Below are 24,853 nucleotides of genomic sequence, written 5' to 3' on the forward strand. Positions count from 1 at the left end.
TCGGGCATGATGTGCGGATGCTCTATGCGGTCATTCCGGCAGGTGGCAGCGGCACGAGGTTGTGGCCGCTGTCCCGCGCTGGCCATCCCAAGTTCCTCCACCCGTTGACCGGCACCACCGCCTCGCTGCTCCAGGCGACCGTGGAACGGCTCGCGCCGCTGACCACACCGGATCGGACCCTTGTGGTCACCGGTGCCGCGCACGTCGCGGCGGTGGCACGGCAGCTGACCGTGCTGCCGGAGGAGAACATCCTGGTCGAGCCCTCCCCCCGGGATTCCTGCGCGGCGATCGCGTTGGCCGCCGCGGTGATCGCGACGCGTGACCCGAACGCGGTGATGGGCAGCTTCGCGGCCGACCACCTGATCCGCGACCCGGACAGCTGGGTCTGCACTGTCCAGGAGGCGGTTCGCGGGGCCGAGCAGGGCATGCTGATGACCGTCGGGATCACCCCGACCCGTGCGGAGACCGGCTACGGCTACCTGGAGACCGGCGATCCGATCGAGGGTGTGCCGTGGCGGCCGGTGGCCGAGTTCAAGGAGAAGCCCGCCGCCGAGGTCGCCGAGGCGTACGTCCGTTCGGGCCGGCACCTGTGGAACGCGAGCATGTTCGTCTGGCGGGTGGACGTCTTTCTCGCCGAGTTGGCTCGCCAGCAGCCTGCACTGCACGCCGGTGTCGCCGCGATCGCCGCCGCCTGGGGCACCCCGGAGCAGGACGACGTCCTGGGCGCGATCTGGCCGACCCTGCCGAAGATCTCCGTCGACTACGCGGTGATGGAGGGCGCGGCCACTGCGGGTCGGGTCGCGACGGTGCCGGGCGACTTCGGTTGGAACGACGTCGGTGACTTCCACACGCTGGGCGACGTGCTGCCGGCCGACGACGCGGGCAACGTGGTGCTCGGCACGGAGGCCAAGCCGGGCGTGCTGCTGCGGGACAGCAGCAACCTCGTGGTCGTGCCGCAGTCGGGTCGGTTGGTGGCCGTGCTCGGTCTGCGCGACCTGATCGTGGTGGACACCCCGGACGCGGTGCTGGTCTGCCCGCGCGACCGGGCACAGGACGTCAAGGCCCTGGTCGACGAGCTCAAGGAGCGAGGCGAAGAGGGCTACGTCTGAGGGCGGCGAGGGCCGGTGCGATCAGTTGGACGGTCCCGCCGGCCAGCGGCTCGGGCAGTTGGTCCGGTGGGAACCAACCCAGCTCCTCGGCCTCGTCGCTGACCTGCTCCACCGCCGAGGGCGGAGCGAGCACCGCGAACCGGACGTCGTAGTGCGCCGAGCCGCCCTGACACTGCACCTGGTGCACGTCCACGTCGATCGGCACCGGGTCGATGCGCAGGCCGGCGATCCCGGACTCCTCGGTGGCCTCGCGGAGCGCGGCGGCGACCAGGGTCTGGTCGGTCGGCTCGCAGTGCCCGCCGAGCTGCACCCAACGCCCGAACTTGACGTGCAGGCAGAGCAGCACCCGGGAGCCGGTGGGGTCCAGCACCACCGCGCTGGCGGTGACGTGCCCGGGCCGGTGCTGCCGGCTCATCGCGACCGGGCCGGCGGCGAGCAGCGCGAGGGTCCGGTCCCGCGCGCTGGCCGCGTCCGGGCTGGTGGGCTGCCAGTCCTCCAGCAACGCTGTGGCGTCGGCGTGCAGCGCCTTGTACGTCTCGGGGTCGGTGGTCTGGGTGGTCGGGCCGGTGATCACGGTGTCGGGCACCCCGTCACTGTACGAGCGTGTGCTCCGTACGCTGGCTCGATGACAGTGCGACTTGTCGAATTCGTGGTGGCCGGTAACGAGGCCAGCGATCTGTTGCCGGTGCGGTCGGCGGCGCTGCTGCGCGCGTACGGTGCCCGGCGGGGCTTCTGGACGGTGCTGGACGAGGGGCCGGTGGAGCGCTGCCTCGCGCTGCTGCTGGAGCGCGACGACGGGGAGTGGACGGCCCGGCATGTGCTGGCGGATGCCGGTGTGGAGAACGGGCGGACCGAGGACGCTGAGGCGCTCGCCCACCACGACGGCTGGGTGTACGTCTTCGGCTCCCACTTCGGCTCGAAGGCTGGCCCGCTGCGACCTCGGCGAGCCTTCGTGGCCCGGTTCCGCGAGGACGACGCGGTGGCCGGGCCGGTGCCGGTGCACGTGGTGCGCAACTCGTTCCGACTGCACCGGGCGGTGAACGATGCTCTCGCCGCGTCGCCGCTGACCCTCCTGCCGGCGGGGGAGCGGGTGCGGGAGCGGTTCATCGTGGAGACGCTGGCCCGGGGGACCGTCCGGGAGAAGAGCTGGGTGAGCCGGTTGGCCCCTGGTGACCTGCCGTTGAACGTGGAGGCGGCGGCGTTCACTCCGGCCGGGACGGTGCTGCTCGGGTTGCGTTTTCCGGTCACCGACGCCGGTGAGCCGATCCTGGTCGAGGTGGCCGGTGTGCCGGGGATGTTCACTGCCGAGCGGGCGTGGCCGCGGGCGCTGGGCGCGTACGTGTTGACCGGGGTCACCCCGCCGGGGCAGCTGACCGGTTTCCGCGCGATCACCCCGACGGCGGACGGCGGGTACGCGGCGGTGATCGGGTCGATCGACGCGCTGGGCAAGGGATCGGTCCTGCTCGACGACCATCCGGGTGGGGGTGAGGTGACCTCCCGGCACGTCCGCTTCCGACTTGACGGTGGCAAGGCGGGCGACGGGCGCCGGCTCGTCGGGGAGCAGGTGGCGGACCTGGCCCCGTTCCACCACGTCGAGGGCGTGGCGGAGCTGGACGGGCGACCGTTCTACGTCACGGACGAGGACCATCGGGTCGCGCTCTGGGTCGGCGCGGGGGCGGGATGACCGGACGGCACCTCCGCGGAGCAAGGGCCGCAGACCCTCGTGGTGCCGTCCGATCACCGGGGCCTCCCCGGTCCCGGTGCCCCCGGCGGCGCGGGCGTCACTGACGCGCGGCGCCGTGTTCGGGCATGGGAAGCATGCCGAACCGGCCCCGGAGGCGTCGAGGTTTTTCAGTCCAGGCTTAAAGATGGAGAATAGTGCCGGCCAGGTAGAGTCGAACGGTCAACCGGCATCCCCCTGCCGGCGACACGGGAGCGCTCCATGCTGAAGATCCACTTCTCTGGGGAGGACATCCTCCGGACCCGGGTGGCGCCGGCGGCGGACCCGGTCTGGGAGCTGGTCCTCAGCCTGCACGTGCTGCGCGGCCGCAGCCGCGATCCGCTGACCGCCAACTGGCGGCGCAGCGTGGCCCGGGATCTGCGCCAGGACTCCTCCTCCGAGCAGCTCCGCATGCTCTTCGCGTTGAACCCGCCGCGTGGCTACTTCCCCGACTTCCTCACCCCGTACGCCAGCGTCGGCGGCTTCGAGGCCGGACTGGACGCGGTCCGCAGTACCCCCACCGAATTGCTGCACCGGGACCTGAGCGTGCTGGCCGCCGAGAATCAACTGCCCTCTTCGGCGGCCGCGCTCGCTCGCGGTGAGGTGTCGGCGCTGCACCACCTGGCCGACTCGATGGAGCAGTACCGGTCGCTGGCGATCAGCCCGTACTGGAGTCGGATCCAGGCCGCGGTGGCGGCGGACCGCGCGCGTCGGGCGCGGGCGCTGCTCGACGGCGGCGTCGAGGGCCTGCTCACCAGCCTCCGGCCGGCGATGCGCTGGGAGAGCGGGGTGCTGGAGGTCCGTAGCTACCCGCACAGCCGGGAGCTGCACCTGGACGGCCGTGGTCTGCTGCTGGTGCCGTCGTTCTTCTGCGCGGCCACCCCTGTCGCACTGCTCGACCCGGCGCTGCCACCGGTGCTGGTCTACCCGGTGGACCGGCTGGGCGCGCTGGTGTCCGCCGACGCCGGCGCCGCGCCCGGTGCTGCCCGCGAATCACTCGCCGCGCTGCTGGGCCGCACCAGGGCGGCGGTGTTGCAGGCCAGCGACGAGGGCTGCACCACCGGCGAGGTCGCCCGCCAGCTCAACATCTCACCGGCGGCGGCGAGTCAGCACGCAACGGTGCTGCGCAACGCCGGCCTGCTGGTCAGTCACCGCGAACGCAACAGTGTGCTGCACACGTTGACCCCGCTGGGCCGGGCCATGCTGGACGCGTGACCCGGCCGTTCCGCGAAGGTGAGGGCGGCGCTACAGGGCGAGCGCGGCGCTCGCCGGGCTGCCGGGAGGCGGCGGCAGCAGGGTCGACCCGACGCCCTGGGCGGCCAGGGCGACGCGCAGCCGGTGCAGGTCGGCGCCGAAGCGGACCAGACCCATCGGCTCGACGGGCGTCGGTGCCGAGCCGAGCAGCAGGTCGGCGCCGTCCGGCCACCCGGGCATCTCGGCGACCAGACCGGCGCGTACCTCGGCCTCGTCGACCAGTGTGAAGACCGTGCCAGCGGCGACCACCCCGGCTACCGCGTCGATCGCCCGTCGCACGGCGGTCAGGTCGGCCGGTGTCGGGCCGGGACCGTCGGTCAGTGTGGCGGCGTCGGAGAGCCCGACGGCGCGGGCCTCGGCGGTACCGAGCGAGAACAGGTCCTGCGCCGCGTCGCGGATCAGCGCCCGCGCGCCACCGGCGTCGTCCGGACTGGTGGCGGGCAGGTAGCCCCGCACCACAGCGACGGGGACCTGATCGCACTTGCCCTTGATCAGCTCGCCGGCACCCGCCAACTCGTCCACCACTGCCATCTGGGTCAACTGCAACTCGTTGCCGTACGGGTCGACCTCGCCCCGGTGGTCGCGAATGGCCGGCATCCCGGCCACGCCGAGCGCCACGTCGGTGAGCCCGTTGCGCCAGGGCCGACCCATCGTGTCGCTGATGATCACGGCCAGGTCCAGGTCGTAGCCCTCCCGCAGCGCGTCCCGCAGGGCGCGCGCCGAGGCGTCCGGGTCGACCGGCAGCAGCACCAGTTGGGTCTTGTCCACGTTCGACGCGTCGATCCCCGCAGAGGCCATCACGAAGCCGTGGTGGGTCTGCACGATCCGGGTCGCCCCCCGGCTGGCGACCACCCGGGCGGTCTCACCGGCCAGGACCTCGTCCCGGGCGGCCAGCCGTTCCGGCCCGTCCGCCGGCACGTCAACGAGCCGCCCCTCCGCCTTGGAAACGATCTTGCTGGTCACCACCAGCACGTCGCCGTTGCGCAGCCACGGCGCGGCGGTCGCAATCATCGCGGCCAGGTCGTCACCCTCGGTCACGTGACCGATGCCGAGCACCGGCAGAATCTCCAGCCTCACGTCAACTCCACCGCGGCGCGGACCATGGCCGCCGTCGCCGCCTCGTCGGTCATCCGCAGCGGCACCGCGCGGACCGTCACCTCGGGCACCACAGTGCCCGCGTCCTCCTCGGCCACCAGCCAACCGTCGAGCAGGCCGCCGCTCGCCCGGCCGCCGTAGAGCCGCCCCACCCCCGCCGCGCTGCACTCCACACCGAGCACGGCCAGGCAACGGTCGGCCATTCCCCGCACCGGCGCGCCGCCGATGATCGGAGAGACACCCACCACCGGCGCCGGGCCGTCCGCCACCGCCGCACGCATCCCCGGTACGGCCAGCACCGGCGCGACGCTCACCACCGGGTTGCTCGGCGCGATGAGCACCAGGTCGGCCGAGGCGATCGCGTCCAGCACCCCGGGCGCCGGCTTCGCCGTCTCCGCGCCGACGAACACGAAACGGTGCGTGGGGATGTCGGCGCGGTACCGCACCCACCACTCCTGGAAGTGGATCGCCCGCTGGCCCTGGTCGTCCTCCACCACGGCATGGGTCTCCAAGCGGTCGTCCGTCGCCGGCAACAGGCGTACGCCCGGCTCCCAGCGGCTGGCCAGCGCCTCGGTGACAGCGCTCAACGGGTAACCGCCGTTGAGCATGGTGCTGCGGACCAGGTGGGTGGCGATGTCCTTGTCGCCGAGGCCGAACCAGGTCGGCTCCGCCCCGTACGCGGCCAACTCCTGTTTGACCGTCCAGCTCTCGCCGACCCGACCCCAGCCCCGTTCCGGGTCGGCGCCCCCGCCGAGCGTGTACATGACGCTGTCCAGGTCGGGGCAGATCTTCAACCCGTGTAACCACAGGTCGTCGCCGACGTTGACCACGGCGGTCACCTCCGCGCCGACGTCACGGGCGTACGCCCGGACCCCGAGCAGGAACCGGGCGCCGCCGATGCCGCCGGCCAGAACCACGATGCGCATGTCGACCATCCTCGCGCACGTGACGCCTCCGATCCGTGGGTGGCCCGCGAGACTAGGCTCACGTGCACCCTGTCCGTTGATGCCCCGAGGGGGAACTCGTGACCAGCCCCGCCGAGCCCGCGTCCGCTGACGCGACGCAGGCCCGCCAGCTGACCAAGCCGCTACGGGAGCTCGCCGCGCTCGCGCTGCTTGGCGCCAACGCCGTGTTCCTCTTCGTGGGCCTGCTCCGGCTCATCGCCCCGAACGACTACAGCTCCTTCACCGACCGCGCGGGCAGCGCCTTCTACGCGTTCATCGGGGTGGAGGCGGTGGGTCTCCCACTGCTGGCGGTGCTGCTGGCCACGCACATCTCGCCGGTGTTGGCGAAGGCGAAGCTGATCACGCAGGCAGCTGTCGTCGAGTACGCGGTCAGCGCCCTGTTCGGCACGCTGACCATGCTGATCTGGACGGTGGGCCGGCTGGCCGAGGCCGAGGTGCTCGACGCGCTGCTCGGTGTGCTCACCCGGTTCGCCTGGATGGTGATCTTCGCGATCGCCGCCTGGGTGGTTTACACCATCTGGCGCGCCCACTACTACGTGCCGCGCCCCAAGCCGCAGCCGGGCGTCTACGGCCAGCCCCAGCCGGGCTGGCCGCAGCAGCAGGGTGGCTGGCCGGCCCCGGGTCAGCCCGGCGGCCAGCCGCAGGGCGGATGGCCCGCTCCCGGCCAGCCCGGCTACCCGCAGGCCGGTCAGCCGGGTGGTTACCCGCAGGCTGGTTACCCCCAGTACGGCCAGCAGTCGCCGCCGTTCCAGGCCCCGCAGTCGGCCCCGCCGTTCCCGCAGTCCGCGCCGCCGCACCCGCAGTCGGCCCCGCCGCACCCGCAGTCCGCGCCGCCGCACCCGCAGTCGGCCCCGCCGTTCCCGCAGTCCGCGCCGCCGGCGAACCCCGCCCCCCAGTCCGCGCCGCCGTCCCCGGCCGCGCCGCCGCCCGCCGCGCCACCGTTCGGGCAGCCGCCGTCGGCCGACCCCACTCAGGCGATCCCGCGCCAGTCCGCCGACCCGACCGAGGTCATCTCTCACCCGGCCGACCCGGACACCGACCGCACCCAACACATCAAGCCCAACGACCACCCCGACCAGCCCCGCTGACCCGAAGACCGCGCCGATCTTGCATTTTCGGTAGTCGAAACGAGCAAGATGTCCCCTAAGTCGGGACACAAACTGCAAGATCGCGAGCCTCCGGCACCACAACTCCGTCGATCATGGAGTTGTGGTGCCGGATTCGCGCCTTACGAGACGCTTTGTCACCCACCACAACTCCTTGATCGACGGGGCGGGGTGGGCGGTGCGCCCAGGGCGGGTTGACGGCGCGGCGCGGGCGTGGCATGGGGCGTGGCACGGGCATGGGGCGGTGGGGCGCGGCACGGGCATGGGGCGCGGGCGCGGCGCACCGCACCGCACGGCACCGCACCGCACCGCACGGGCGGGGCGTGGTGGGGACTGGTTGGGTGGCGTCGGGCTGCGCATAGGGTGAGTGGATGGTTGATCGCACCCACTCCGGCCCCAGCGATGCGAGCGTGCGGCGGGCCCTGGGCCGGGCCGCGAACGGGCGGGCGCTTGATGCCGACGAGGCGACCGCGCTGCTGTCCGCCCGCGGTGCCGCGCTCGACGAGCTGCTCCGGCTTGCCGGCGGGGTCCGCGACGCCGGGCTGCGGGACGCCGGGCGGCCGGGTGTGGTCACGTACTCCAAGAAGGTCTTCATTCCGCTGACCCGGCTCTGCCGGGACCGCTGCCACTACTGCACCTTCGCGACAGTGCCGCACCGGCTGCCGGCGCCGTTCCTGGACCGCGACGAGGTTCTCGCGATCGCCCGGGCCGGCGCGGCGCAGGGCTGCAAGGAGGCGCTGTTCACCCTGGGTGACCGGCCGGAGGAGCGTTGGCCGGCGGCCCGGACCTGGTTGGACGAACGCGGTTACGACTCGACCCTGGACTACCTGCGCGCCTGCGCGGTGGCGGTGCTGGAGGAAACCGGCCTGCTGCCGCACCTCAACCCCGGGGTGCTGTCCTGGTCGGAGCTGCAACGGCTCAAGCCGGTCGCGCCGAGCATGGGCATGATGCTGGAGACGACAGCTACCCGGCTCTGGTCCGAGCCGGGTGGCCCGCACTTCGGCTCACCGGACAAGGAGCCGGCGGTCCGGTTGCGGGTGCTCGAGGACGCCGGCCGGGTCGGGGTGCCGTTCACCACCGGCATCCTGATCGGTATCGGGGAGACCCCGGCGGAGCGGGTGGACGCGCTCTTCGCGATCCGCCGCGCCCAGCGGGAGTACGGCCACCTCCAGGAGGTGATCGTGCAGAACTTCCGCGCCAAGCCGGACACGGCGATGCGCGGCATGCCCGACGCGGAGTTGCACGACCTGGCCGCCACTGTGGCGGTGGCCCGGCTGCTGCTCGGCCCGAAGGCCCGGATCCAGGCCCCGCCGAACCTCATCGCCGGCGAGTACGACCTGCTGCTGCGCGCCGGCATCGACGACTGGGGTGGCGTCTCTCCGCTCACCCCCGACCACGTCAACCCGGAGCGCCCCTGGCCGCAGATCGAGGAGCTGGCCCGGCACACCGAGCTGGCCGGGTTCTCGCTGCGGGAGCGGCTGACGATCTACCCCGAGTACGTGCGCGCGGGCGACCCGTGGCTCGACCCACGGCTGCTGCCGCACGTCGGTGCCCTGGCCGATCCGTCGACGGGCATGGCGGTCGAGTCGGCGATGCCGCAGGGACGACCGTGGCAGGAGCCGGAGGAGGTGTTCGGCGGGCGGGTCGACCTGCACGCCACCATCGACACCACCGGCCGCACCGACGACCGGCGCGGCGACTTCGACAGCGTCTACGGCGACTGGTCCGAGGTCGCTGGCAAGGTCACCCCGGAGGCGGAGGCGCGCCGGGCGGGCGTACCCCCGGTGCCGGCCGGGGTCGGCGCGGACCGTGACCTGGCGGCCGGGCTCAAGCTCGCCGCCGACGACCCGGCGGCGCTGCTCGACCCCCGGCACACCGATGCCGCGCTGGCGCTGTTCGGCGCGGACGGGCCGGCGCTCGACGAGCTGTGCCGCCTCGCCGACGGCGTGCGCCGCGCGGCGGTCGGCGACGACGTCACCTACGTGGTCAACCGCAACATCAACTTCAGCAACGTCTGCTACGTGGGCTGCCGCTTCTGCGCGTTCGCGCAGCGTGAGCGGGACGCCGACGCGTACCGGCTCTCGGTCGAGCAGGTCGCCGACCGGGCTGAGCAGGCGTGGGCGGTCGGCGCCAGCGAGGTGTGCCTCCAGGGTGGCATCGACCCGAAGATGCCGGTCACCGGGTACGCCGACATCGTGCGCGCGATCAAGGCTCGGGTGCCCGAGATGCACGTGCACGCGTTCTCGCCCATGGAGATCGTCACCGCTGCCGCGAAGGCCGGGGTGCCGATCCGTGAGTGGCTGCTCCAGCTGCGCGAGGCCGGGCTGGACACCATCCCGGGCACCGCCGCCGAGATCCTCGACGACGACGTGCGCTGGGTGCTGACCAAGGGCAAACTCCCGGCCGCCGCCTGGGTCGAGGTGGTCAGCACCGCCCACGAGCTGGGCATCCGGTCCAGCTCCACGATGATGTACGGCCACGTCGACCACCCCGGGCAGTGGCTGGCGCACTTTCGGGTGCTGGCTGGTGTGCAGGACCGTACCGGCGGGTTCACCGAGTTCGTGGCACTGCCGTTCGTGCACACCAATGCTCCGATCTATCTGGCGGGTATCGCCCGGCCCGGGCCGACCTGGCGGGAGAACCGGGCGGTGCACGCCATGTCCCGGCTGCTGTTGCACGGCCGGATCGACAACATCCAGTGCTCCTGGGTGAAGCTCGGTGACGAGGGCACTGTCGCGATGCTCCAGGGCGGCTGCAACGACCTCGGCGGGACACTGATGGAGGAGACGATCTCCCGGATGGCCGGCTCCGACAACGGTTCGGCGCGTACCGAGGAGCAGCTGCGGGCCATCGCGAAGGCCGCCGGTCGTCCGGCGCGCAAGCGGTCGACTGCGTACGGTCACGCCCGGCCCTGACGTCGAACCTTTCCCCGCCAACGGCCGTACCACGCGGTGCCGGCGGCGGTCGCGGCGAGGACCGCCGCCGGTGTCCCCTCAGGGGCCTGGCGGCGTCGTGAGACGGCACCGGACCCGTCCGTCTCCGCGGGCGCGCTCGCGCCACCGCCGGAAAGGTTGCCCATGACCAGTGATCAGCGGAAGCGGCAGTGGCCGCGACTGACCCGCCGGCAGACGTTGACCGCCGCGGCCAGCGCCACCCTCGGCGCCGCCGCGCTCACAGTGCCGGGCCTGTCGGCCGCGCAGAACGCTCCCGGCGCGGCCGGACGAGCCGACGAACCGATCGTCGTGCACCTGCGTGACGCCGACTCCGGAACGATGGACGTCTTCGTCGGTGAGACGCGCATCGAGGTACGTGACCGCAGCCTGGCGGACCGGCTGCGGCGCGCCGCCCGGCGCTGAGCCGTCACTCCGCACTGCCATCCTGTCCCCGCCCAGTGAGGTTGGTCCGTCATGTCTTCCCACCGCGAGGCCCCGGAGATAGCCAAGGATCCGGTCGCCGACAGCTCCGACCTGTACGCGTTCGTCAGCCCTGACAAACGCGACACTGTCACGTTGATCGCCAATTACGTGCCGTTGCAGCTCCCCTCCGGGGGCCCGAACTTCTTCGAGTTCGGCGACGACGTGCGGTACGAGATCCATATCGACAACGACGGCGACGGTCGTCCGGATGTCACCTACCGGTTCGAATTCGCCACCGAGATCACCAACCCGAACAGTTTTCTCTACAACACCGGCCCGATCGATTCGCTGGACAGTAAAAACTGGAACCGGCGGCAGTTCTACAGCCTGACCCGGGTGGCCGACGGCCGCGAGCACCGGCTGGCGCACAAGCTGCCCTGCCCGCCGTGCAACGTCGGCCCGCTGTCCACGCCGACGTACGCCGACCTGGTGCGGCAGGCCACCTACTCGCTGTCCACCGGGGAGCGGGTCTTCGCCGGGCAGCGCGCCGACGGGTTCTTTGTCGACCTCGGCGCGATCTTCGACCTCGGCACGCTGCGGCCGTTTCAGCAACTGCACGTAGCCGGGAAGAAGATCTTCAAGGCCGAGGGGGAGCCGGTCAACGCCACCGACCGGATGAACGTGCACAGCATCGCGGTGCAGGTGCCTCTGGAACGGGTGCGTCGGCGCGCCAACCGGTACGGCGCCGCCGATCGGGCGTCGGTGATCGGGGTGTGGACGTCCGCGTCGCGCCGGCAGGTGCGGGTGCTCGGCAACCGGGGCGGGGCCGACACCAGCACCGGCCCGTTCACCCAGGTCTCGCGGTTGGGCAATCCACTGTTCAACGAGGTCATCGTGCCGATGTCCAAGAAGGACCTGTGGAACTCGCTGTCGCCGTCGGAGGACAAGCGGTTCGCCCAGTTCGTCGAGCAGCCGGAGCTGGCCGCGTTGCTGCCGGCGCTCTACCCGGACGTCTTCCCCAACCTGGACAAGCTCACCAAGGCGAAGAAGGCCCGAGCCGACCTGGTGGCGATCCTGCTCACCGGCGTGCCGGCCGGGCTGATCGACGGCTTCACCAACGCCACCGGCGAGGTGCAGGCCGACATGCTGCGACTGAACACCGCGATCCCGCCCACCAGGCGTCCGGACCGGTTCGGGGTGCTCGGTGGCGACCTGGCCGGGTTCCCAAACGGGCGGCGAGTCGGCGACGACGTCGTCAGCATCGCGTTGCGGGCCATCGCCGGGGTCACCGTCCCGCTGGTGGACAGGACGTTCCAACCGGACGCCGCGGCCGCCGCGGTCACCCCGGGGCTGAGCGCCGCCGACGTGACAGCGCCGTTCCTCGGAAACTTCCCCTACCTGGGTACGCCGTACGACGGGTTCAACAACCCGCCGGCGGCGTCCTAGCGGGCGGGGGCGAGCGGATGCACGAGCACGCGTACGGGCCGTCGGAGACCGGGACCGTCGTCCTCGAACTGGGCGGCGACACCGGCGCCCTGATCGTCTACACGGGTCGGGATCTGCGCGGCCGGGAGATCGAGATCAGTCGCGACGACGAACGGCGGGTCCACTCGGCCGTGCGTGAGCGTCGGGTGCGGGACGGCTCGTTCCACAGTGCGGTCTATCCCGACCTGCCGAGTGGAATCTATACCGTCTGGTGGGACGAGCGTACGTCCGCCGGCACGATTTCTGTCCATGGTGGAGCGATAGCCGAGTTTGCCTGGCCCAGCAGCAGTTTTGGGGCCGCCGGCTGACCTCGACGCATCGGTTTCACCACAGCGCCCCGTCCACATTGTGGACGGGGCGCGAGTGCTGTCCGCAGCTCGACGGGCAGTCTGCGCCGCACCGCGTTAACCTGTCCCCCACCAAGATCAGCTTAGGGGTGGAGGTCTCTGGTGCCGCCCGGTCGGCGACCCGTCGGGGAAGCGCCACGGCAGAAAAGTCGGGCAACTCGCCGGAGAGGGCGTTACTCGGCCGGGGTCTGAATCGATAGGGCAGGTTGCGAGGCTGGACGGCCCGAGTGGCCGACCGGGGGTGTCGGGAGGGCGACTCCATTATCAAGTTTGGCTTGACGGCGCACGCATTACACGCGTGTAATTTGAATGGGGTTGTTCGCACGGAACGCAACAAAACGGGACCGGACGGACAAGCACGCCTTTCGCGTGGGGGGTTGCAGCGGCGATGACGCCGGTGCGCGACAAGGAGGCATTTGATGGACGGCCAGCTTGAGGTGGCCGACCTGCTCGGAAACGCGCCGGAGTGGCAGGAGCGGGCGTTGTGCTCGCAGACCGACCCCGAGGCGTTCTTTCCCGAGAAGGGCGGCTCGACCCGCGAGGCGAAGCGGATCTGCTCGCGTTGCGAGGTCAAGACCGAGTGCCTCGAATACGCACTGGGTCACGACGAGCGGTTCGGCATCTGGGGTGGGCTCTCCGAGCGGGAGCGGCGCAAGTTGAAGCGGCGGGCCGCCTGAGCGGTGCAGGTCTGGGCGGGGGGCCGCCTGAGCGGTGTGAGGTCGTGGCGGTGGGGGCCGCCCGACTCTCCGCTCGGGGGGTTGGCTCAGGCGAGCTCGTCCGGGTCTACCCCGAGAAGGTTCGCCACCTGTTCGATGATCACGTCATGGACGAGATCGGCGAGGTCCTCACGGTCCATCGCCCGGAACTCCAGGGGCCGTCGGTACAGCACGATCCGCGGCGGCACCTCCTGCCGGCCCGGGCGGCCGGGCAGCAGCCGGGCCAACGGGACCTCGCCGTCCTCCAGCACGTCCGAGTCGTAGACGTTCAGGTCCGGGGGGACGTCCTCGACCGCGAACTCGACCCCGGCCAGCTCCTTGGCGAACCGACGCTCCAGCGTCTCGACGGTGTCCAGGACCAGGTCGTCGAAGACCTCGGCCTTGGTCCGCGCCAGCGGCACGGTGGCCGGCACCAGCCGCCCGCGCAGGCCGCGACCGTGCCGGTCACGATGCGCACGCCGGCCGGAGCCGGGGCGGCGGTGTTCCGGGCTCGTCATGAGGCAAAGGGTAGCGCCCGTCTCGGGCTGGTCAGCGGCAGCGCCGCTCCCGTGGCGCGGCGCGCCCAGGACGGTCGACTGTGATCACCATGACGGGCGTGTCGCAACGCGAAGCGATGCGCCGGACCCGGTAATGGAGATACCCTGCCGCACGTGAGGTCACCACGGCGCTGCTCCCGTAACGGCTGCCCCCGGCAAGCGGTCGCCACATTGACCTATGTCTACAACGAGTCGACAGCGGTGGTGGGACCGCTTGCGGCGTTCGCCGAGCCGCACACGTACGACCTGTGCGAGCAGCACGCCCGCAGCCTCACCGCACCGCGGGGCTGGGACGTCGTCCGGCACGAGGGCGAGTTCGAGCCGCCGCCGCCCACCACCGACGACCTGGTCGCGCTGGCCGAAGCGGTCCGCGAGGCCGCCCGCCCGGCCCCGGCACCCCGCCCCCCGGAGCCGGACCAGAACCGTCCCGGGAACCCGCACCAGACCGGCCGCCGAGGCCACCTCCGGGTAATCCCCCCCAACCACTAACCCGGCCCCCGGCGCTCCCCCCTTCCGGCGTGCGCCCTCTCCGGCGCTGATCATGAAGTTATTGCCCTCCGCCTCGGCGTGTCGTGGCAATAACTTCATGATCAACAGGGGTTGGGTGGGGTTAGAGCTTGGTCCAGGCCTCGGTCAGGACTGTGCGGAGGATCTGCTCGATCTCGTCGAAGTGTTGCTGCTCGGCGATCAGGGGTGGGGCCAGCTGGATGACGGGGTCGCCCCGGTCGTCGGCCCGGCAGTAGAGGCCCGCCTGGAACAGGGCGGTGGAGAGGAAGCCGCGCAGCAGGCGCTCCGACTCGGCCTCGGTGAAGGTCTCCCGGGTGGTCTTGTCCTTGACCAGTTCGATGCCATAGAAGTAGCCGTCGCCGCGGACGTCGCCCACGATCGGCAGGTCGTACAGCTTCTCCAGGGTGGCCCGGAAGGCGTCCTCGTTGGCACGTACGTGCCCGACCAGGTCCTCGCGGGCGAAGACCTCCAGGTTGGCCAGGGCCACCGCGCAGGAGACCGGGTGCCCACCGAAGGTCACCCCGTGGGCGAACATGCCGGTCTCGGTGAGGAACGGTTCCATCAGCCGGTCGCTGGCGATCATCGCGCCGAGCGGGGCGTAGCCGGAGGTGATGCCCTTGGCGGTGGTGATGATGTCCGGCTGGTAGCCGTAGCGCACCGCGCCGAAGTACTCGCCCAACCGCCCCCACGAGCAGATCACCTCGTCCGAGACGAGCAGTACGTCGTACGCGTCGCAGATCTCCCGTACCCGCTCGAAGTAGCCGGGCGGCGGCGGGAAGCACCCGCCGGAGTTCTGCACGGGCTCAAGGAAGACCGCGGCGACCGTGTCCGGCCCCTCCCGCTCGATGGCCCGACCGATCTCGTCGGCGGCCCAGCGGCCGAACGCCTCGGGGTCGTCGCCGTGCTCGGGCGCCCGGTAGAAGTTCGTGTTCGGCACCTTGATCGCGCCCGGCACCAGTGGCTCGAAGTCGCTCTTGATGCCGGGCAGGCCGGTGATCGACAGGGCGCCCATGGAGGTGCCGTGGTAGGCGATGTACCGGCTGATCACCTTGTACTTGTTGGGCTTCCCGGTGCGCTTGAAGTACGCGCGGGCCAGCTTCCACGCCGCCTCGACGGCCTCGGAGCCGCCGGTGGTGAAGAAGATCCGGTTGAGGTCGCCGGGGACGAGCGCGGCGATCCTCTCGGCCAGCTCGATCGCCTTCGGGTGCGCGTACGACCAGAGCGGGAAGTAGGCCAGCTCGCCGGCCTGCTTGGCGGCGGCCTCGGCCAGCTCGGTGCGGCCGTGGCCGGCGTTGACCACGAAGAGCCCAGCGAGCCCGTCCAGGTAGCGGCGACCCTGCGCGTCCCACACGTACGTTCCCTCGCCGCGCACGATGGTCGGCACCTCGCCGGCGGAGTAGCTCGCCATCCGGGTGAAGTGCATCCAGAGGTGGTCGGTGGCGTTGGCCATGTCGAGCCCCATCGGTCGTCGGGCCGGGTCAAGGGGTGAGGCCGGCCGCTCTGCCAACGGTTATCGCACAGTCTCAACCCCGGAAGCAAGTGTTATCGGCGGTATCACGGTCAGTCGGCGACGGATTTAGCGCACAGGCGTCATGGATGCAACGGAATCCGTACTGCAGTCGATCGGCTGATCGACGGTCGGCGGGAGGCGGAGGTGTGCTGGTGGGGCCCGCACGGTAGTGGCGCCTCCCTCGGCTGCCGGTGGGCCTTGGGTCGGGGAGGCGCGGTGCCTTGGGACGCTGGTGGGGCACTTCGGGGACGGTCGGGGGGCGTCCTGGGTGCGCGCCAACACGTCCCACCACAACACGCCGGTAGGTCGCAGACACGGACACGCAGCGTGGCTATCGTCCGCCGCAACGTGCATCGAGCGGCGTCGCAGCGCGCCTGCTGGGCGAACGATCCCGAGTCGTCCGCTCCGGCACGGAGGAGCGGCGGGAGGGTCCGGGGTGGCGAACGAGGCGTTGCGGGTGGCGATGGCCGAGGCGGGGGAGACTGTCGAGTCGTTGGCCGAGAAGGTCCGCGTCGACCCGAAGACGGCGGCGCGGTGGCTCGCTGCGGGGCGCATACCGCATCCGCGTACCCGGGTGGCGGTGGCCGAGGTTCTGCGCCGGGACGCGGCTGACCTGTGGCCGGAGCCGTTCCGCCGTCGTGACCTGCCGTGGTTCCGGCCGTGGGCCGAGCTGGAACAGGACGCGACGTCACTACGGTCCTACCAGCCGCTGCTCGTGCCGGGTCTGCTCCAGACCGAGGGGTACGCCCGGGCGATCCTGGGCACCGGTGGGCTGGTCGCACCGTCCGAGGTGGACCAGATCGTGGCGGGCCGCCTCGAACGGCAGGCGGTCCTGTGCCGCGATGCTCCACCGCAGCTCGTGGCGGTGATCGACGAGGTGGTGCTGCGCCGGTCGGTCGGCGACCGCGCCGTGATGGCGGCTCAACTGGCCCACCTCGCGAGAGTGGCCGAGTGGGAGCACGTGCAGGTCCGGGTCATCCCGGCCGAGAGTCCGTGGCACACGGGGCTGGCCGGCCCCTTCGTGCTGGGCCGGCTGCCCGACGGGACGGAATTGGCGTATCTCGACAACCAGCTCCGCGGTCAGGTCGTGACCGATCCCCTCGACGTCGCTAGCCTGGGACGCAGGTGGGAGAGCGTCACCGGCGAGGCGTTCCCCCAACGCCGCTCGATCGAGCTGATCAGGGAAGTGGCCACAACATGGACATGACCGACGCCCGATGGCGCACCGCGACCCGTAGCAGCAACAACGGTGGTGACTGCGTCGAGGTGGCCGACAACCTGCCCGGCCGGGTGCTGGTGCGCGACAGCAAGGACCGCGACGGCGGCACCCTGACGTTCGCACCGACAGCCTGGGCGTCGTTCGTCGGCGCGGTAGGCGCGGCCGACACGGTCCGCACGACGCACCGCTGATCCACTCGGGATCACGGACACCGGGGCATCAGGGCGGCCCGGACACCCCGACTTCCGGAAAGCCGAGTGGATCAAGAAAGGCTCAGGCCGTACCCCAGGTGTAGGTCTGCTTGCGCAGCTTGAGATAGACGAACGCCTCGGTGGAGAGCACCCCGGGCACCGCGCGCAGCCGTTGCAGGATCTCCAGCAGGTGGTCGTCGTTGCGGCAGACCACCTCGGTGAGCAGGTCGAACGACCCGGCGGTGATCACCACGTAGTCGACCTCGTCCAGCTCGGCCAGCCGGTCCGCGACCGCCTCCAGGTCGCCGTCGGTACGCAGGCCGATCATCGCCTGCCGGTTGAAGCCGAGCTGGAGCGGATCGGTCACCGCCACGATCTGCATCACGCCGGAGTCGAGCAGTCGCTGCACCCGCTGGCGGACCGCCGCCTCGGACAGCCCCACCGCCTTGCCGATCGTCGCGTAGGGGCGGCGGCCGTCCTCCTGGAGCTGCTCGATGATCTGCTTGGCCACGTCATCCAGCAGAGCGTGATTGGCGCCTTCACGGACAGCGACGCGGCGACCGCCGTTGCTGTTCTCGTGCTGCCGGTTTGTCATTGCCCGCTCCCCATGTCCCGAATCGTGATGTCGCGCGTGTATCCCCGCGTAGTCTGGCGTATTTCGTCGTGCATCGCTATTCCCGCAACGGAATCCCTTGTAAGGGAGGTCACCTCATGTCAGGATCAGTCGTCCATGGCACTTGACCCTCCCGACATTCCCGCCGGCGTGCCTCCCCGTCCCGCCCGCCGACGATGACCCCCTAGGAGTCGTCATGCGTACTCCCCTCCGGCCCCTCTCCCGGCGTGGACTGCTCACCGGCACTCTCGGTTCGGCCGCCCTGCTCACCATGGGCGGCAGCCTCGCGGGCTGCGGCACCAAGGGCGCGCAGCAGACCGAAGCTGGCTGTGTCAGCGAGGACCTCTCCGGCACCGAGAAGAAACTGGCCTTCGCCAACTGGCCGCAGTACATGGACGTGGACGACAAAGACGAGTCCAAGCGACCGAGCCTCGACGAGTTCATCACGAAGACCGGCATTCAGGTGACCTACACCGAGGACATCAACGACAACAACGAATTCTTCGGCAAGGTGCAGAACCAGCTCGCCGCCTGCCAGAGCACCGACCGGGACCTCATCGTGCTGACCGACTGGATGGCGGCCCGGATGATCCGGCTCGGCTGGATCCAGAAGCTGGACCCGGCGAAGATCCCGAACGTGCAGGCCAACCTGCTTCCGTCTCTGCTCAACCGCCCCTTCGACGCCGAGAACCGGATCTCCATTCCGTGGCAGTCCGGCCTCGCCGGCCTGGCGTACAACGGCAACGTCACAAAGGAACTGCGGACTGTCGACGAACTGCTCACCCGCCCCGACCTCAAGGGCAAGGTGACGGCGCTCAGCGAGATGCGCGACACCATGGGCCTGCTGCTCGGGTCCAACGGACACGACCCGGCGAACTTCACCGCCGCCCAGTTCGACGACGCCCTCAACAAGCTCAAGAAGGCAGTCGACTCCGGGCAGATCCGCAAGTTCACCGGCAACGACTACGCGCCCGACCTGGCCAAGGGCGACATCGCCGCGTGCATCGGCTGGTCCGGCGACGTCATCCAGCTCTCCACCGAGGACGAGAAGGTGCGGTTCGTCGCGCCGGACTCCGGCGTGATGCTCTACAGCGACAACATGATGGTCCCCAACAAGGCCACCCACAAGGGTAACGCCGAAGCGCTGATCAACTACTACTACGAGCCGGCGGTAGCGGCGAAGCTCGCCGCGTACGTCAACTACATCTGCCCGGTCAAAGGCGCTCAGGCCGAGATGGAGAAGATCGACCCCGAGTTGGCCGCCAACCCGCTGATCTTCCCGGACGAGGCGCTGCTGGCGAAGTCCAAGGTGTTCATGGCCCTGGACGAGAAGCAGGAGAAGGAGTACGAGGGCAAGTTCCAACAGGTCATCGGGGCGTGATGAGGATGGCGCGCGAGACACCCGCCGGCGACCTGCGCCTGGCCAACCTCACCAAACGGTTCGGCGTCTTCACCGCTGTCGACGACCTGAGCCTGACCATCGAGCAGGGCTCGTTCTTCGCGCTGCTCGGGGCGTCCGGCTGCGGCAAGACCACCACGTTGCGGATGATCGCCGGCCTGGAGGAGCCGACCAGCGGCCAGGTGCTGCTCGGTGACCGGGACATCGCCCGGCTGCGGCCCTACAAGCGACCGGTCAACACCGTCTTCCAGAGCTACGCGCTCTTTCCGCACCTCACCATCTTCGAGAACGTCGCCTTCGGGCTGCGCCGACGCGGCATCCGCTCGGTGGACGACGAGGTCACCCGGATGTTGTCGCTCGTGCAACTCGACGGGTACGGCAACCGCCGCCCCGCCCAGCTCTCCGGAGGTCAGCAGCAGCGTGTCGCGCTGGCTCGCGCCCTGATCAACCGACCGCAGGTGCTGCTGCTCGACGAGCCGCTGGGCGCACTCGACCTCAAGCTGCGCCGACAGATGCAGATCGAGCTGAAGCGCATCCAGACCGAGGTCGGCATCACCTTCGTGCACGTCACCCACGACCAGGAGGAGGCCATGACCATGGCCGACACCGTCGCGGTGATGAACGCCGGCCGGATCGAGCAGTTGGGTGCCCCGGCCGACATCTACGAGTTTCCCGCCACCGCCTTCGTGGCGAACTTCCTCGGCCAGTCCAACCTGCTCGCCGGCGAGGCCACCGGCGCCAGTGGCGGCGACGTCGCGGTGACGGCGCACGGCACGCGCCTCTCGGTGCCCGCCGGCCGCTCACGGGCCGACCACGGCCCTGTCCACCTGGGGGTACGCCCGGAGAAGCTGATTCTGGTCGGCTCCGCCGACCAGGTGCCCGCCGGGCATCAGCACGTCACCGGAGTGGTCACCGACGCCTCCTACGTGGGAGTCAGCACGCAGTACCTGCTGCGCACCGGCTGGGGCACCGAGTTGTCCGTCTTCGCCGCCAACAGCGGGACGTCGGCGCGGGTGGTGGTCGGCAGCGAGGCCGTGGCGTACTGGGATCCGCAGCACGCGTTCCTGCTGCCCCGCGACGCCGCCGACACCGATCGGACGTCGCCGGTGCTCGACGAGCCGGTGGGTGCGTCGTCGTGACCCTGCTGGCCCCCACCGGAGCGGGGCACCCGCCGCCCGCGCCACCGGCAGCCCGGTCCGGGCGGCGCCGACTCCTGCCGTACCTCCTGTTGTTGCCCGGTGCGGCCTGGCTGCTCATCTTCTTCGGTGTGCCGCTGGTGCAGTTGGCGGCGGCCAGCCTGTACGACCCCAGCGGCTCGCTCTCCACCGGGTACGCGATGACCTGGGCGGTCAGCAACTACCCGGACGTGTTGCAGGCGTACTGGCCGCAGTTCCTGCGCTCGTTCGGCTACGCCGGGCTGGCCCTGGTGCTGGCGTTGCTGCTGGGCTACCCACTGGCGTACGCCATCGCGCAGAAGGCCGGCCGCTGGAAGAACCTGCTGCTGGTCTGCGTCGTCGCGCCGATGTTCACCAGCTTCCTGGTCCGCACGCTGGCCTGGAAGACGATCCTGTCGGACAACGGCGCGCTCGTCGGTCTGCTGCGCGACGTGCACCTGCTCGCCCCGGACGGTCGGCTGTTGGCCACCCCGTTCGCTGTGGTGCTCGGCCTGACGTACAACTTCCTGCCGTTCCTGGTGCTGCCGCTGTACGCGAGCCTGGAGCGGCTGGACCCCCGGTTGCTGGAGGCGGCCACCGACCTGTACGCGAGCCCGGTGCAGGCGTTCCGTCGGGTGACGCTGCCGCTGTCCATGCCCGGTCTGGTTGCCGGCACGCTGCTGTTCTTCATCCCGGCCAGCGGCGACTACATCAACGCCGAACTGCTCGGCACCCCGAACGAATACATGATCGGCAACGTCATCGACTCGGCGTTCCTGGTCCGACTGGACTATCCGCAGGGCGCCGCGCTGTCGTTCCTACTGATGGCGGCGATCCTCGCGGTGGTCTTCGGCTACCTCCGTCGAGCCGGCACGGAGGAGGTCCTCTAATGCGACTCTCGCGCTGGTTGGCGGACCGCTGGGTGATGATCGTGGCGTTGCTGGTGCTCGGCTACCTGGCGCTGCCGATCCTGGTGGTGGCCGCGCTGTCGTTCAACAGGCCGTCGAGCCGGCTGTCGTACGACTTCAACGAGTTCACGCTGGACAACTGGCGGCAGCCGTGTGCCACCTCGGACATGTGCGACGCTGTGGTCCGCAGCGTGCAGATCGGCTTCATCGCCACAGTTGTCGCCACGGTGCTCGGCACCCTGATGGCGTTCGCGCTGGTCCGGCACCGCTTCCGCGGCCGATCCGGGATCAACGTGCTGATCTTCCTGCCGATGGCGACCCCGGAGCTGGTGATGGGCACGTCCTTGCTGGCCCTGTTCGTGTCGGCGGGCGTCCCGCAGGGGTTCTGGACCATCGTGATCGCGCACGTGATGTTCTGCGTGTCGTTCGTGGTGGTGACAGTGAAGGCGCGGCTCGCCGGGATGGACCGGCGGCTGGAGGAGGCCGCCATGGACCTCTACGCCAACGAGTGGCAGACCTTCCGGCGGATCACCCTGCCGCTGGTGCTGCCCGGCATCGTGGCCGCAGCGTTGCTGGCCTTCTCGCTGAGCTTCGACGACTTCATCATCACGAACTTCAACGCCGGCACCACAGTCACGTTCCCGATGTACGTCTGGGGCGCCGCCCAGCGTGGCATCCCCCCGCAGGTCAACGTGATCGGCACCGCGATGTTCGCGGTCGCGCTGCTGCTCGTGGGGCTCAGCTCGCTGCGCGGTCGACGGGCCCGCCGCGCCAACCTGCTGGCCGGGCCGTCGGGTCACCCGCGTCGGTCGTCATGACGCTCCCGCATACCGGCCGGGCGCTGGCCGACGCGGCACCCGTGCCGTACTGGCTCGATCGCCCGGACCGCCCCGACCCGCTACCGCCACTGAGCGGTCGGCACTCCGCCGACCTGCTGGTGATCGGCGGCGGTTACGGCGGACTGTGGACCGCGCTGTTGGCGAAGCAGGCGGACCCGGACCGGGACGTGCTGCTCGTCGACGCCGGGACCTGCGGTTGGGCCGCGTCCGGGCGCAACGGCGGGTTCTGCGCCGCCTCGCTGACCCACGGCCTCGCCAACGGCGTCGACCGCTTCCCCGATGAGGTCGGCGAGTTGGAACGCCTCGGCCGGGACAACCTGGACGCCATCGCCGCCACCGTCGCGACGTTCGACATCGACTGCGACTTCGAGCGCACCGGTGAGCTGGCCGTCGCCGTCGAGCCGTACCAACTCGACGGGCTGGCCGCCGACGCCGACCTGGCTCGCCGGTACGGCCACCGGGTGCGGCTGCTCGACCGGGACGAGGTACGCGCCGAGGTGCACTCGCCGACGTACCTGGGTGGGATGTTCGACGCTGACCGGGTGGCCATGGTGGACCCGGCGAAGCTGGCCTGGGGGCTGCGCCGCGCCTGCCTCGACCTCGGCGTACGCGTGCACGAGCACACCCGGGTCACCGGTCTGCGCGCCGACAACGCCGCGCTGCACGCCAGCACCCTGGGCACCGATCCCGCCGCCCATCCGGCCGACCCTGCCGACACCCGGGCGGCCGGCCTGCCCGGCTCGATACGGGCGCGCCGGGTCGTGCTGGCCACCAACGCGTTCCCGCCGCTGCTACGCCGGCTGCGGGCGTACCTGGTGCCGGTCTACGACCACGTGCTGATGACCGAACCGCTCACCCCGGCCCAGCGCGACGCCATCGGTTGGCGCAACCGGCAGGGGCTCGCCGACACCACCAACCAGTTCCACTACTACCGGATCACCGCCGACGGGCGGATCCTCTTCGGCGGCTACGACGCCGTCTATCACTACGGCAACCGGGTCGCGCCCGAGCTGGAGCAACGACCGGCCACCTTCACCACCCTCGCCCGCCACTTCTTCACCACGTTCCCGCAGCTCGCCGACGTGCGGTTCAGCCACCGCTGGGGTGGTGTCATCGACACCTGCACCCGGTTCTGCGCGTTCTTCGGCACCGCGTACGGCGGTCGTTTGGCCTACGCGGCCGGCTACACCGGCCTCGGCGTCGGGGCCACCCGCTTCGGCGCCCGGGTGCTGCTCGACCTGCTCGACGGCGGAAACACCCCGCTGACCCGGCTCGACCTGGTTCGCCGTAAGCCACTGCCGTTTCCGCCGGAACCCGTCCGCGCGGTCGGCATCAATCTCACCCGCTGGTCACTGGCCCGCGCCGACGCGCGCGAGGGCCGGCGCGACCTCTGGCTCCGTACTCTCGATCGTTTCGGTTTGGGGTTTGATTCCTGATGCGTGTCCTCCTCGTCGGCGCCGGTGGCGTCGGCTCCGCCGCCGTAGCCATCGCCGCCCGACGGACCTTCTTCGAGACCATTGTGGTCGCCGACCACGACCCCGTTCGGGCCGAGCGTGCGGTCGCCGGGCACGGTGACCGTTTCGTCGCCGCCCAGGTGGACGCCTCCTCGGCCGACGCCGTCACCGCGCTGTGCCGGGAGCACCGGATCACGCACGTGCTCAACGCCGTCGACCCGCGGTTCGTCATGCCGATCTTCAACGGCGCGTTCGCGGCCGGCGCGGACTACCTGGACATGGCGATGTCGCTGTCGCACGTCGAGACCGGAGTGAAGCTCGGCGACGAACAGTTCGCGCTGGCCGACACCTGGTCGGCGGCCGGTCGGCTGGCGCTGTGCGGCATCGGGGTCGAGCCCGGCCTCTCCGACGTGTTCGCCCGGTACGCCGCCGACGAACTGTTCAGTGAGATCGACGAGATCGGTGTCCGGGACGGGGCGAACCTCACAGTCGACGGGTACGACTTCGCACCCTCGTTCTCCATTTGGACCACCATCGAGGAGTGCCTCAACCCGCCGGTCATCTGGGAGCGGGACCGGGGCTGGTTCACCACCGAACCGTTCTCCGAACCGGAGGTCTTCCACTTCCCGGAGGGGATCGGGCCGGTCGAGTGCGTCAACGTCGAACACGAGGAGGTGCTGCTCATCCCGCGCTGGGTCAAGGCCCGGCGGGTCACCTTCAAGTACGGCCTCGGGGACGAGTTCATCGAGGTGCTCAAGACGCTGCACAAGCTCGGCCTGGACGCGGTCTTCCCGGTGCGGGTACGCGGCGTCGACGTCTCCCCGCGAGACGTGGTGGCCGCGAGTCTGCCCGACCCGGCCACGCTCGGTGCCCGGATGCGCGGCAAGACCTGCGCCGGCACCTGGGTACGCGGCCTCGGCCCGGACGGGCAACCCCGCGAGGTCTACCTGTACCACGTGGTCGACAACGGGTGGTCGATGCGGGAGTACGGGCACCAGGCGGTGGTCTGGCAGACCGCCGTCAACCCTGTCGTCGCGTTGGAGTTGCTCGCCAGCGGCGCGTGGGCCGGCGTCGGGGTGCTCGGGCCGGAAGCACTGCCCCCGATGCCCTTCCTCGACCTGCTGACCGGTTACGGGTCGCCATGGGCGATGGAGGAGCGGTAAGTCCGCCCCGCTGACGGCATCGCGACAATTTTGTCGTCCCCCTTGGAAACCCGATCGCCTGCCGATGCGGTGCGTGCTGATTCGCGGCTTTTGTTGGTGCCGACACGCGCACGATCGGCCCTGCCCTGATGACCTGCCGGGTTGCCGCGCTTGTCGACTCGTCGCTCGTGAGCGCGCCCACCGATCTTTCCCGCCAAGCGAAAGGCT

24 protein-coding genes are annotated in these 24,853 nt (G+C 70.8%); 18 read left to right on the top strand and 6 right to left on the bottom strand.

Annotated features, from left to right (window positions below):
* Positions 1-17 precede the first annotated feature (17 nt).
* Positions 18-1,109, top strand: coding sequence for a mannose-1-phosphate guanylyltransferase (locus ACLJOK_RS20685; RefSeq protein WP_410820349.1), 1,092 nt, complete (start codon positions 18-20; stop codon positions 1,107-1,109).
* On the opposite strand, the gene ACLJOK_RS20690 is transcribed toward ACLJOK_RS20685, so the two are convergent.
* Positions 1,078-1,695, bottom strand: a complete 618-nt coding sequence (locus tag ACLJOK_RS20690) for an NUDIX hydrolase (protein WP_410820350.1) — start codon at positions 1,693-1,695, stop codon at positions 1,078-1,080. The two genes, ACLJOK_RS20685 and ACLJOK_RS20690, sit on opposite strands and share 32 nt — an antisense overlap.
* Before the next feature lie 39 nt (positions 1,696-1,734).
* Here ACLJOK_RS20690 and ACLJOK_RS20695 point away from each other — a divergent pair, with 39 nt between their 5' ends.
* Entirely contained in the window at positions 1,735-2,793 is a 1,059-nt protein-coding gene (locus tag ACLJOK_RS20695) for a hypothetical protein (RefSeq protein WP_410820351.1), read from the top strand.
* Positions 2,794-3,051: 258 nt separating this feature from the next.
* Positions 3,052-4,044, top strand: a complete 993-nt coding sequence (locus ACLJOK_RS20700) for an ArsR/SmtB family transcription factor (RefSeq protein ID WP_410820352.1) — start codon at positions 3,052-3,054, stop codon at positions 4,042-4,044.
* 30 nt (positions 4,045-4,074) lie between these two features.
* Here the strand turns inward: ACLJOK_RS20700 and ACLJOK_RS20705 are convergent, their stop codons facing one another.
* Together ACLJOK_RS20705 and cofD are read right to left on the bottom strand one after the other, a co-directional pair.
* Positions 4,075-5,160 carry a coenzyme F420-0:L-glutamate ligase gene (locus ACLJOK_RS20705; protein ID WP_410820353.1) on the bottom strand — a complete coding sequence of 362 codons (1,086 nt, stop codon included), beginning with the start codon at positions 5,158-5,160 and terminating at the stop codon, positions 4,075-4,077.
* On the bottom strand, positions 5,157-6,104 hold the full coding sequence (gene cofD / locus ACLJOK_RS20710) for a 2-phospho-L-lactate transferase (protein ID WP_238681801.1): 948 nt from the start codon (positions 6,102-6,104) through the stop codon (positions 5,157-5,159). The genes ACLJOK_RS20705 and cofD overlap by 4 nt, the downstream gene beginning before the upstream one ends.
* A gap of 98 nt (positions 6,105-6,202) precedes the next feature.
* Between cofD and ACLJOK_RS20715 the strand changes: the two genes are divergently transcribed.
* The 6 genes from ACLJOK_RS20715 to ACLJOK_RS20740 all read left to right on the top strand — a co-directional run bounded on the left by ACLJOK_RS20715 (position 6,203) and on the right by ACLJOK_RS20740 (position 13,114).
* Positions 6,203-7,231, top strand: a complete 1,029-nt coding sequence (locus ACLJOK_RS20715) for a hypothetical protein (RefSeq protein WP_410820354.1) — start codon at positions 6,203-6,205, stop codon at positions 7,229-7,231.
* A gap of 389 nt (positions 7,232-7,620) precedes the next feature.
* Positions 7,621-10,164: a bifunctional FO biosynthesis protein CofGH gene (locus ACLJOK_RS20720; RefSeq protein WP_410820355.1), complete on the top strand. Its 2,544-nt coding sequence runs from the start codon at positions 7,621-7,623 to the stop codon at positions 10,162-10,164.
* A gap of 162 nt (positions 10,165-10,326) precedes the next feature.
* Positions 10,327-10,605 carry a hypothetical protein gene (locus ACLJOK_RS20725; RefSeq protein WP_357208181.1) on the top strand — a complete coding sequence of 93 codons (279 nt, stop codon included), beginning with the start codon at positions 10,327-10,329 and terminating at the stop codon, positions 10,603-10,605.
* A gap of 51 nt (positions 10,606-10,656) precedes the next feature.
* Positions 10,657-12,051, top strand: coding sequence for a DUF4331 domain-containing protein (locus tag ACLJOK_RS20730; RefSeq protein WP_410820356.1), 1,395 nt, complete (start codon positions 10,657-10,659; stop codon positions 12,049-12,051).
* A gap of 17 nt (positions 12,052-12,068) precedes the next feature.
* The gene (locus tag ACLJOK_RS20735; RefSeq protein ID WP_410820357.1) at positions 12,069-12,398 is read left to right on the top strand and encodes a phospholipase; all 330 of its coding nucleotides are present in this window, start codon (positions 12,069-12,071) and stop codon (positions 12,396-12,398) included.
* 458 nt (positions 12,399-12,856) lie between these two features.
* A complete protein-coding gene (locus ACLJOK_RS20740) occupies positions 12,857-13,114 on the top strand; it encodes a WhiB family transcriptional regulator (protein ID WP_007455784.1) in 258 nt (85 codons plus the stop codon).
* A gap of 86 nt (positions 13,115-13,200) precedes the next feature.
* Here the strand turns inward: ACLJOK_RS20740 and ACLJOK_RS20745 are convergent, their stop codons facing one another.
* Complete coding sequence (locus ACLJOK_RS20745) at positions 13,201-13,650, bottom strand: metallopeptidase family protein (RefSeq protein ID WP_074316962.1); 450 nt, start codon at positions 13,648-13,650, stop codon at positions 13,201-13,203.
* Between the two features lie 153 nt (positions 13,651-13,803).
* On the opposite strand from ACLJOK_RS20745, the gene ACLJOK_RS20750 reads away from it, so the two are divergent.
* Positions 13,804-14,178, top strand: a complete 375-nt coding sequence (locus tag ACLJOK_RS20750; RefSeq protein WP_410820358.1) for a DUF3499 domain-containing protein — start codon at positions 13,804-13,806, stop codon at positions 14,176-14,178.
* A 121-nt stretch (positions 14,179-14,299) separates the two neighbouring features.
* Here the strand turns inward: ACLJOK_RS20750 and ACLJOK_RS20755 are convergent, their stop codons facing one another.
* Entirely contained in the window at positions 14,300-15,646 is a 1,347-nt protein-coding gene (locus ACLJOK_RS20755) for an aspartate aminotransferase family protein (protein WP_410820359.1), read from the bottom strand.
* A 523-nt stretch (positions 15,647-16,169) separates the two neighbouring features.
* Here ACLJOK_RS20755 and ACLJOK_RS20760 point away from each other — a divergent pair.
* Together ACLJOK_RS20760 and ACLJOK_RS20765 are read left to right on the top strand one after the other, a co-directional pair.
* Positions 16,170-16,913, top strand: a complete 744-nt coding sequence (locus ACLJOK_RS20760; protein WP_410821551.1) for a Scr1 family TA system antitoxin-like transcriptional regulator — start codon at positions 16,170-16,172, stop codon at positions 16,911-16,913.
* The gene (locus ACLJOK_RS20765; protein ID WP_410820360.1) at positions 16,904-17,116 is read left to right on the top strand and encodes a DUF397 domain-containing protein; all 213 of its coding nucleotides are present in this window, start codon (positions 16,904-16,906) and stop codon (positions 17,114-17,116) included. The genes ACLJOK_RS20760 and ACLJOK_RS20765 overlap by 10 nt, the downstream gene beginning before the upstream one ends.
* An 82-nt stretch (positions 17,117-17,198) precedes the next feature.
* Here ACLJOK_RS20765 and ACLJOK_RS20770 read toward each other — a convergent pair whose 3' ends face one another.
* A complete protein-coding gene (locus tag ACLJOK_RS20770; RefSeq protein WP_238659941.1) occupies positions 17,199-17,711 on the bottom strand; it encodes an Lrp/AsnC family transcriptional regulator in 513 nt (170 codons plus the stop codon).
* A gap of 214 nt (positions 17,712-17,925) precedes the next feature.
* Between ACLJOK_RS20770 and ACLJOK_RS20775 the strand changes: the two genes are divergently transcribed.
* From ACLJOK_RS20775 to ACLJOK_RS20800, 6 genes are read left to right on the top strand one after another with little or no spacing between them, the layout of a single operon-like run.
* On the top strand, positions 17,926-19,110 hold the full coding sequence (locus ACLJOK_RS20775) for an extracellular solute-binding protein (protein ID WP_410820361.1): 1,185 nt from the start codon (positions 17,926-17,928) through the stop codon (positions 19,108-19,110).
* Positions 19,110-20,267: an ABC transporter ATP-binding protein gene (locus ACLJOK_RS20780; protein WP_410820362.1), complete on the top strand. Its 1,158-nt coding sequence runs from the start codon at positions 19,110-19,112 to the stop codon at positions 20,265-20,267. The genes ACLJOK_RS20775 and ACLJOK_RS20780 overlap by 1 nt, the downstream gene beginning before the upstream one ends.
* Positions 20,264-21,172: an ABC transporter permease gene (locus ACLJOK_RS20785; protein ID WP_410820363.1), complete on the top strand. Its 909-nt coding sequence runs from the start codon at positions 20,264-20,266 to the stop codon at positions 21,170-21,172. Before ACLJOK_RS20780 ends, ACLJOK_RS20785 begins: the two co-directional genes overlap by 4 nt.
* Positions 21,172-22,008, top strand: coding sequence for an ABC transporter permease (locus ACLJOK_RS20790; protein ID WP_410820364.1), 837 nt, complete (start codon positions 21,172-21,174; stop codon positions 22,006-22,008). The genes ACLJOK_RS20785 and ACLJOK_RS20790 overlap by 1 nt, the downstream gene beginning before the upstream one ends.
* Positions 22,005-23,465 carry an NAD(P)/FAD-dependent oxidoreductase gene (locus ACLJOK_RS20795; RefSeq protein ID WP_410820365.1) on the top strand — a complete coding sequence of 487 codons (1,461 nt, stop codon included), beginning with the start codon at positions 22,005-22,007 and terminating at the stop codon, positions 23,463-23,465. The genes ACLJOK_RS20790 and ACLJOK_RS20795 overlap by 4 nt, the downstream gene beginning before the upstream one ends.
* Positions 23,465-24,646: a saccharopine dehydrogenase C-terminal domain-containing protein gene (locus ACLJOK_RS20800; RefSeq protein ID WP_410820366.1), complete on the top strand. Its 1,182-nt coding sequence runs from the start codon at positions 23,465-23,467 to the stop codon at positions 24,644-24,646. The genes ACLJOK_RS20795 and ACLJOK_RS20800 overlap by 1 nt, the downstream gene beginning before the upstream one ends.
* Positions 24,647-24,853: the final 207 nt, after the last annotated feature.

The sequence above is a fragment of the Micromonospora sp. 050-3 genome, from assembly GCF_046549335.1.
GTDB lineage: Bacteria > Actinomycetota > Actinomycetes > Mycobacteriales > Micromonosporaceae > Micromonospora > Micromonospora trifolii.

What these genes read in the sequence shown, in the direction of transcription:
- ACLJOK_RS20795 (WP_410820365.1), top strand. Translation starts at nt 22,005, where the DNA reads ATGACGCTCCCGCATACCGGCCGGGCGCTGGCCGACGCGGCACCCGTG.
- ACLJOK_RS20770 (WP_238659941.1), bottom strand. Translation starts at nt 17,711, where the DNA reads ATGACAAACCGGCAGCACGAGAACAGCAACGGCGGTCGCCGCGTCGCT.
- ACLJOK_RS20725 (WP_357208181.1), top strand. Translation starts at nt 10,327, where the DNA reads ATGACCAGTGATCAGCGGAAGCGGCAGTGGCCGCGACTGACCCGCCGG.
- ACLJOK_RS20765 (WP_410820360.1), top strand. Translation starts at nt 16,904, where the DNA reads ATGGACATGACCGACGCCCGATGGCGCACCGCGACCCGTAGCAGCAAC.
- ACLJOK_RS20735 (WP_410820357.1), top strand. Translation starts at nt 12,069, where the DNA reads ATGCACGAGCACGCGTACGGGCCGTCGGAGACCGGGACCGTCGTCCTC.
- ACLJOK_RS20740 (WP_007455784.1), top strand. Translation starts at nt 12,857, where the DNA reads ATGGACGGCCAGCTTGAGGTGGCCGACCTGCTCGGAAACGCGCCGGAG.
- ACLJOK_RS20695 (WP_410820351.1), top strand. Translation starts at nt 1,735, where the DNA reads ATGACAGTGCGACTTGTCGAATTCGTGGTGGCCGGTAACGAGGCCAGC.
- ACLJOK_RS20700 (WP_410820352.1), top strand. Translation starts at nt 3,052, where the DNA reads ATGCTGAAGATCCACTTCTCTGGGGAGGACATCCTCCGGACCCGGGTG.
- cofD (WP_238681801.1), bottom strand. Translation starts at nt 6,104, where the DNA reads ATGCGCATCGTGGTTCTGGCCGGCGGCATCGGCGGCGCCCGGTTCCTG.
- ACLJOK_RS20780 (WP_410820362.1), top strand. Translation starts at nt 19,110, where the DNA reads ATGAGGATGGCGCGCGAGACACCCGCCGGCGACCTGCGCCTGGCCAAC.
- ACLJOK_RS20685 (WP_410820349.1), top strand. Translation starts at nt 18, where the DNA reads ATGCTCTATGCGGTCATTCCGGCAGGTGGCAGCGGCACGAGGTTGTGG.
- ACLJOK_RS20760 (WP_410821551.1), top strand. Translation starts at nt 16,170, where the DNA reads ATGGCCGAGGCGGGGGAGACTGTCGAGTCGTTGGCCGAGAAGGTCCGC.
- ACLJOK_RS20775 (WP_410820361.1), top strand. Translation starts at nt 17,926, where the DNA reads ATGCGTACTCCCCTCCGGCCCCTCTCCCGGCGTGGACTGCTCACCGGC.
- ACLJOK_RS20720 (WP_410820355.1), top strand. Translation starts at nt 7,621, where the DNA reads ATGGTTGATCGCACCCACTCCGGCCCCAGCGATGCGAGCGTGCGGCGG.
- ACLJOK_RS20745 (WP_074316962.1), bottom strand. Translation starts at nt 13,650, where the DNA reads ATGACGAGCCCGGAACACCGCCGCCCCGGCTCCGGCCGGCGTGCGCAT.
- ACLJOK_RS20800 (WP_410820366.1), top strand. Translation starts at nt 23,465, where the DNA reads ATGCGTGTCCTCCTCGTCGGCGCCGGTGGCGTCGGCTCCGCCGCCGTA.
- ACLJOK_RS20755 (WP_410820359.1), bottom strand. Translation starts at nt 15,646, where the DNA reads ATGGCCAACGCCACCGACCACCTCTGGATGCACTTCACCCGGATGGCG.
- ACLJOK_RS20730 (WP_410820356.1), top strand. Translation starts at nt 10,657, where the DNA reads ATGTCTTCCCACCGCGAGGCCCCGGAGATAGCCAAGGATCCGGTCGCC.
- ACLJOK_RS20790 (WP_410820364.1), top strand. Translation starts at nt 21,172, where the DNA reads ATGCGACTCTCGCGCTGGTTGGCGGACCGCTGGGTGATGATCGTGGCG.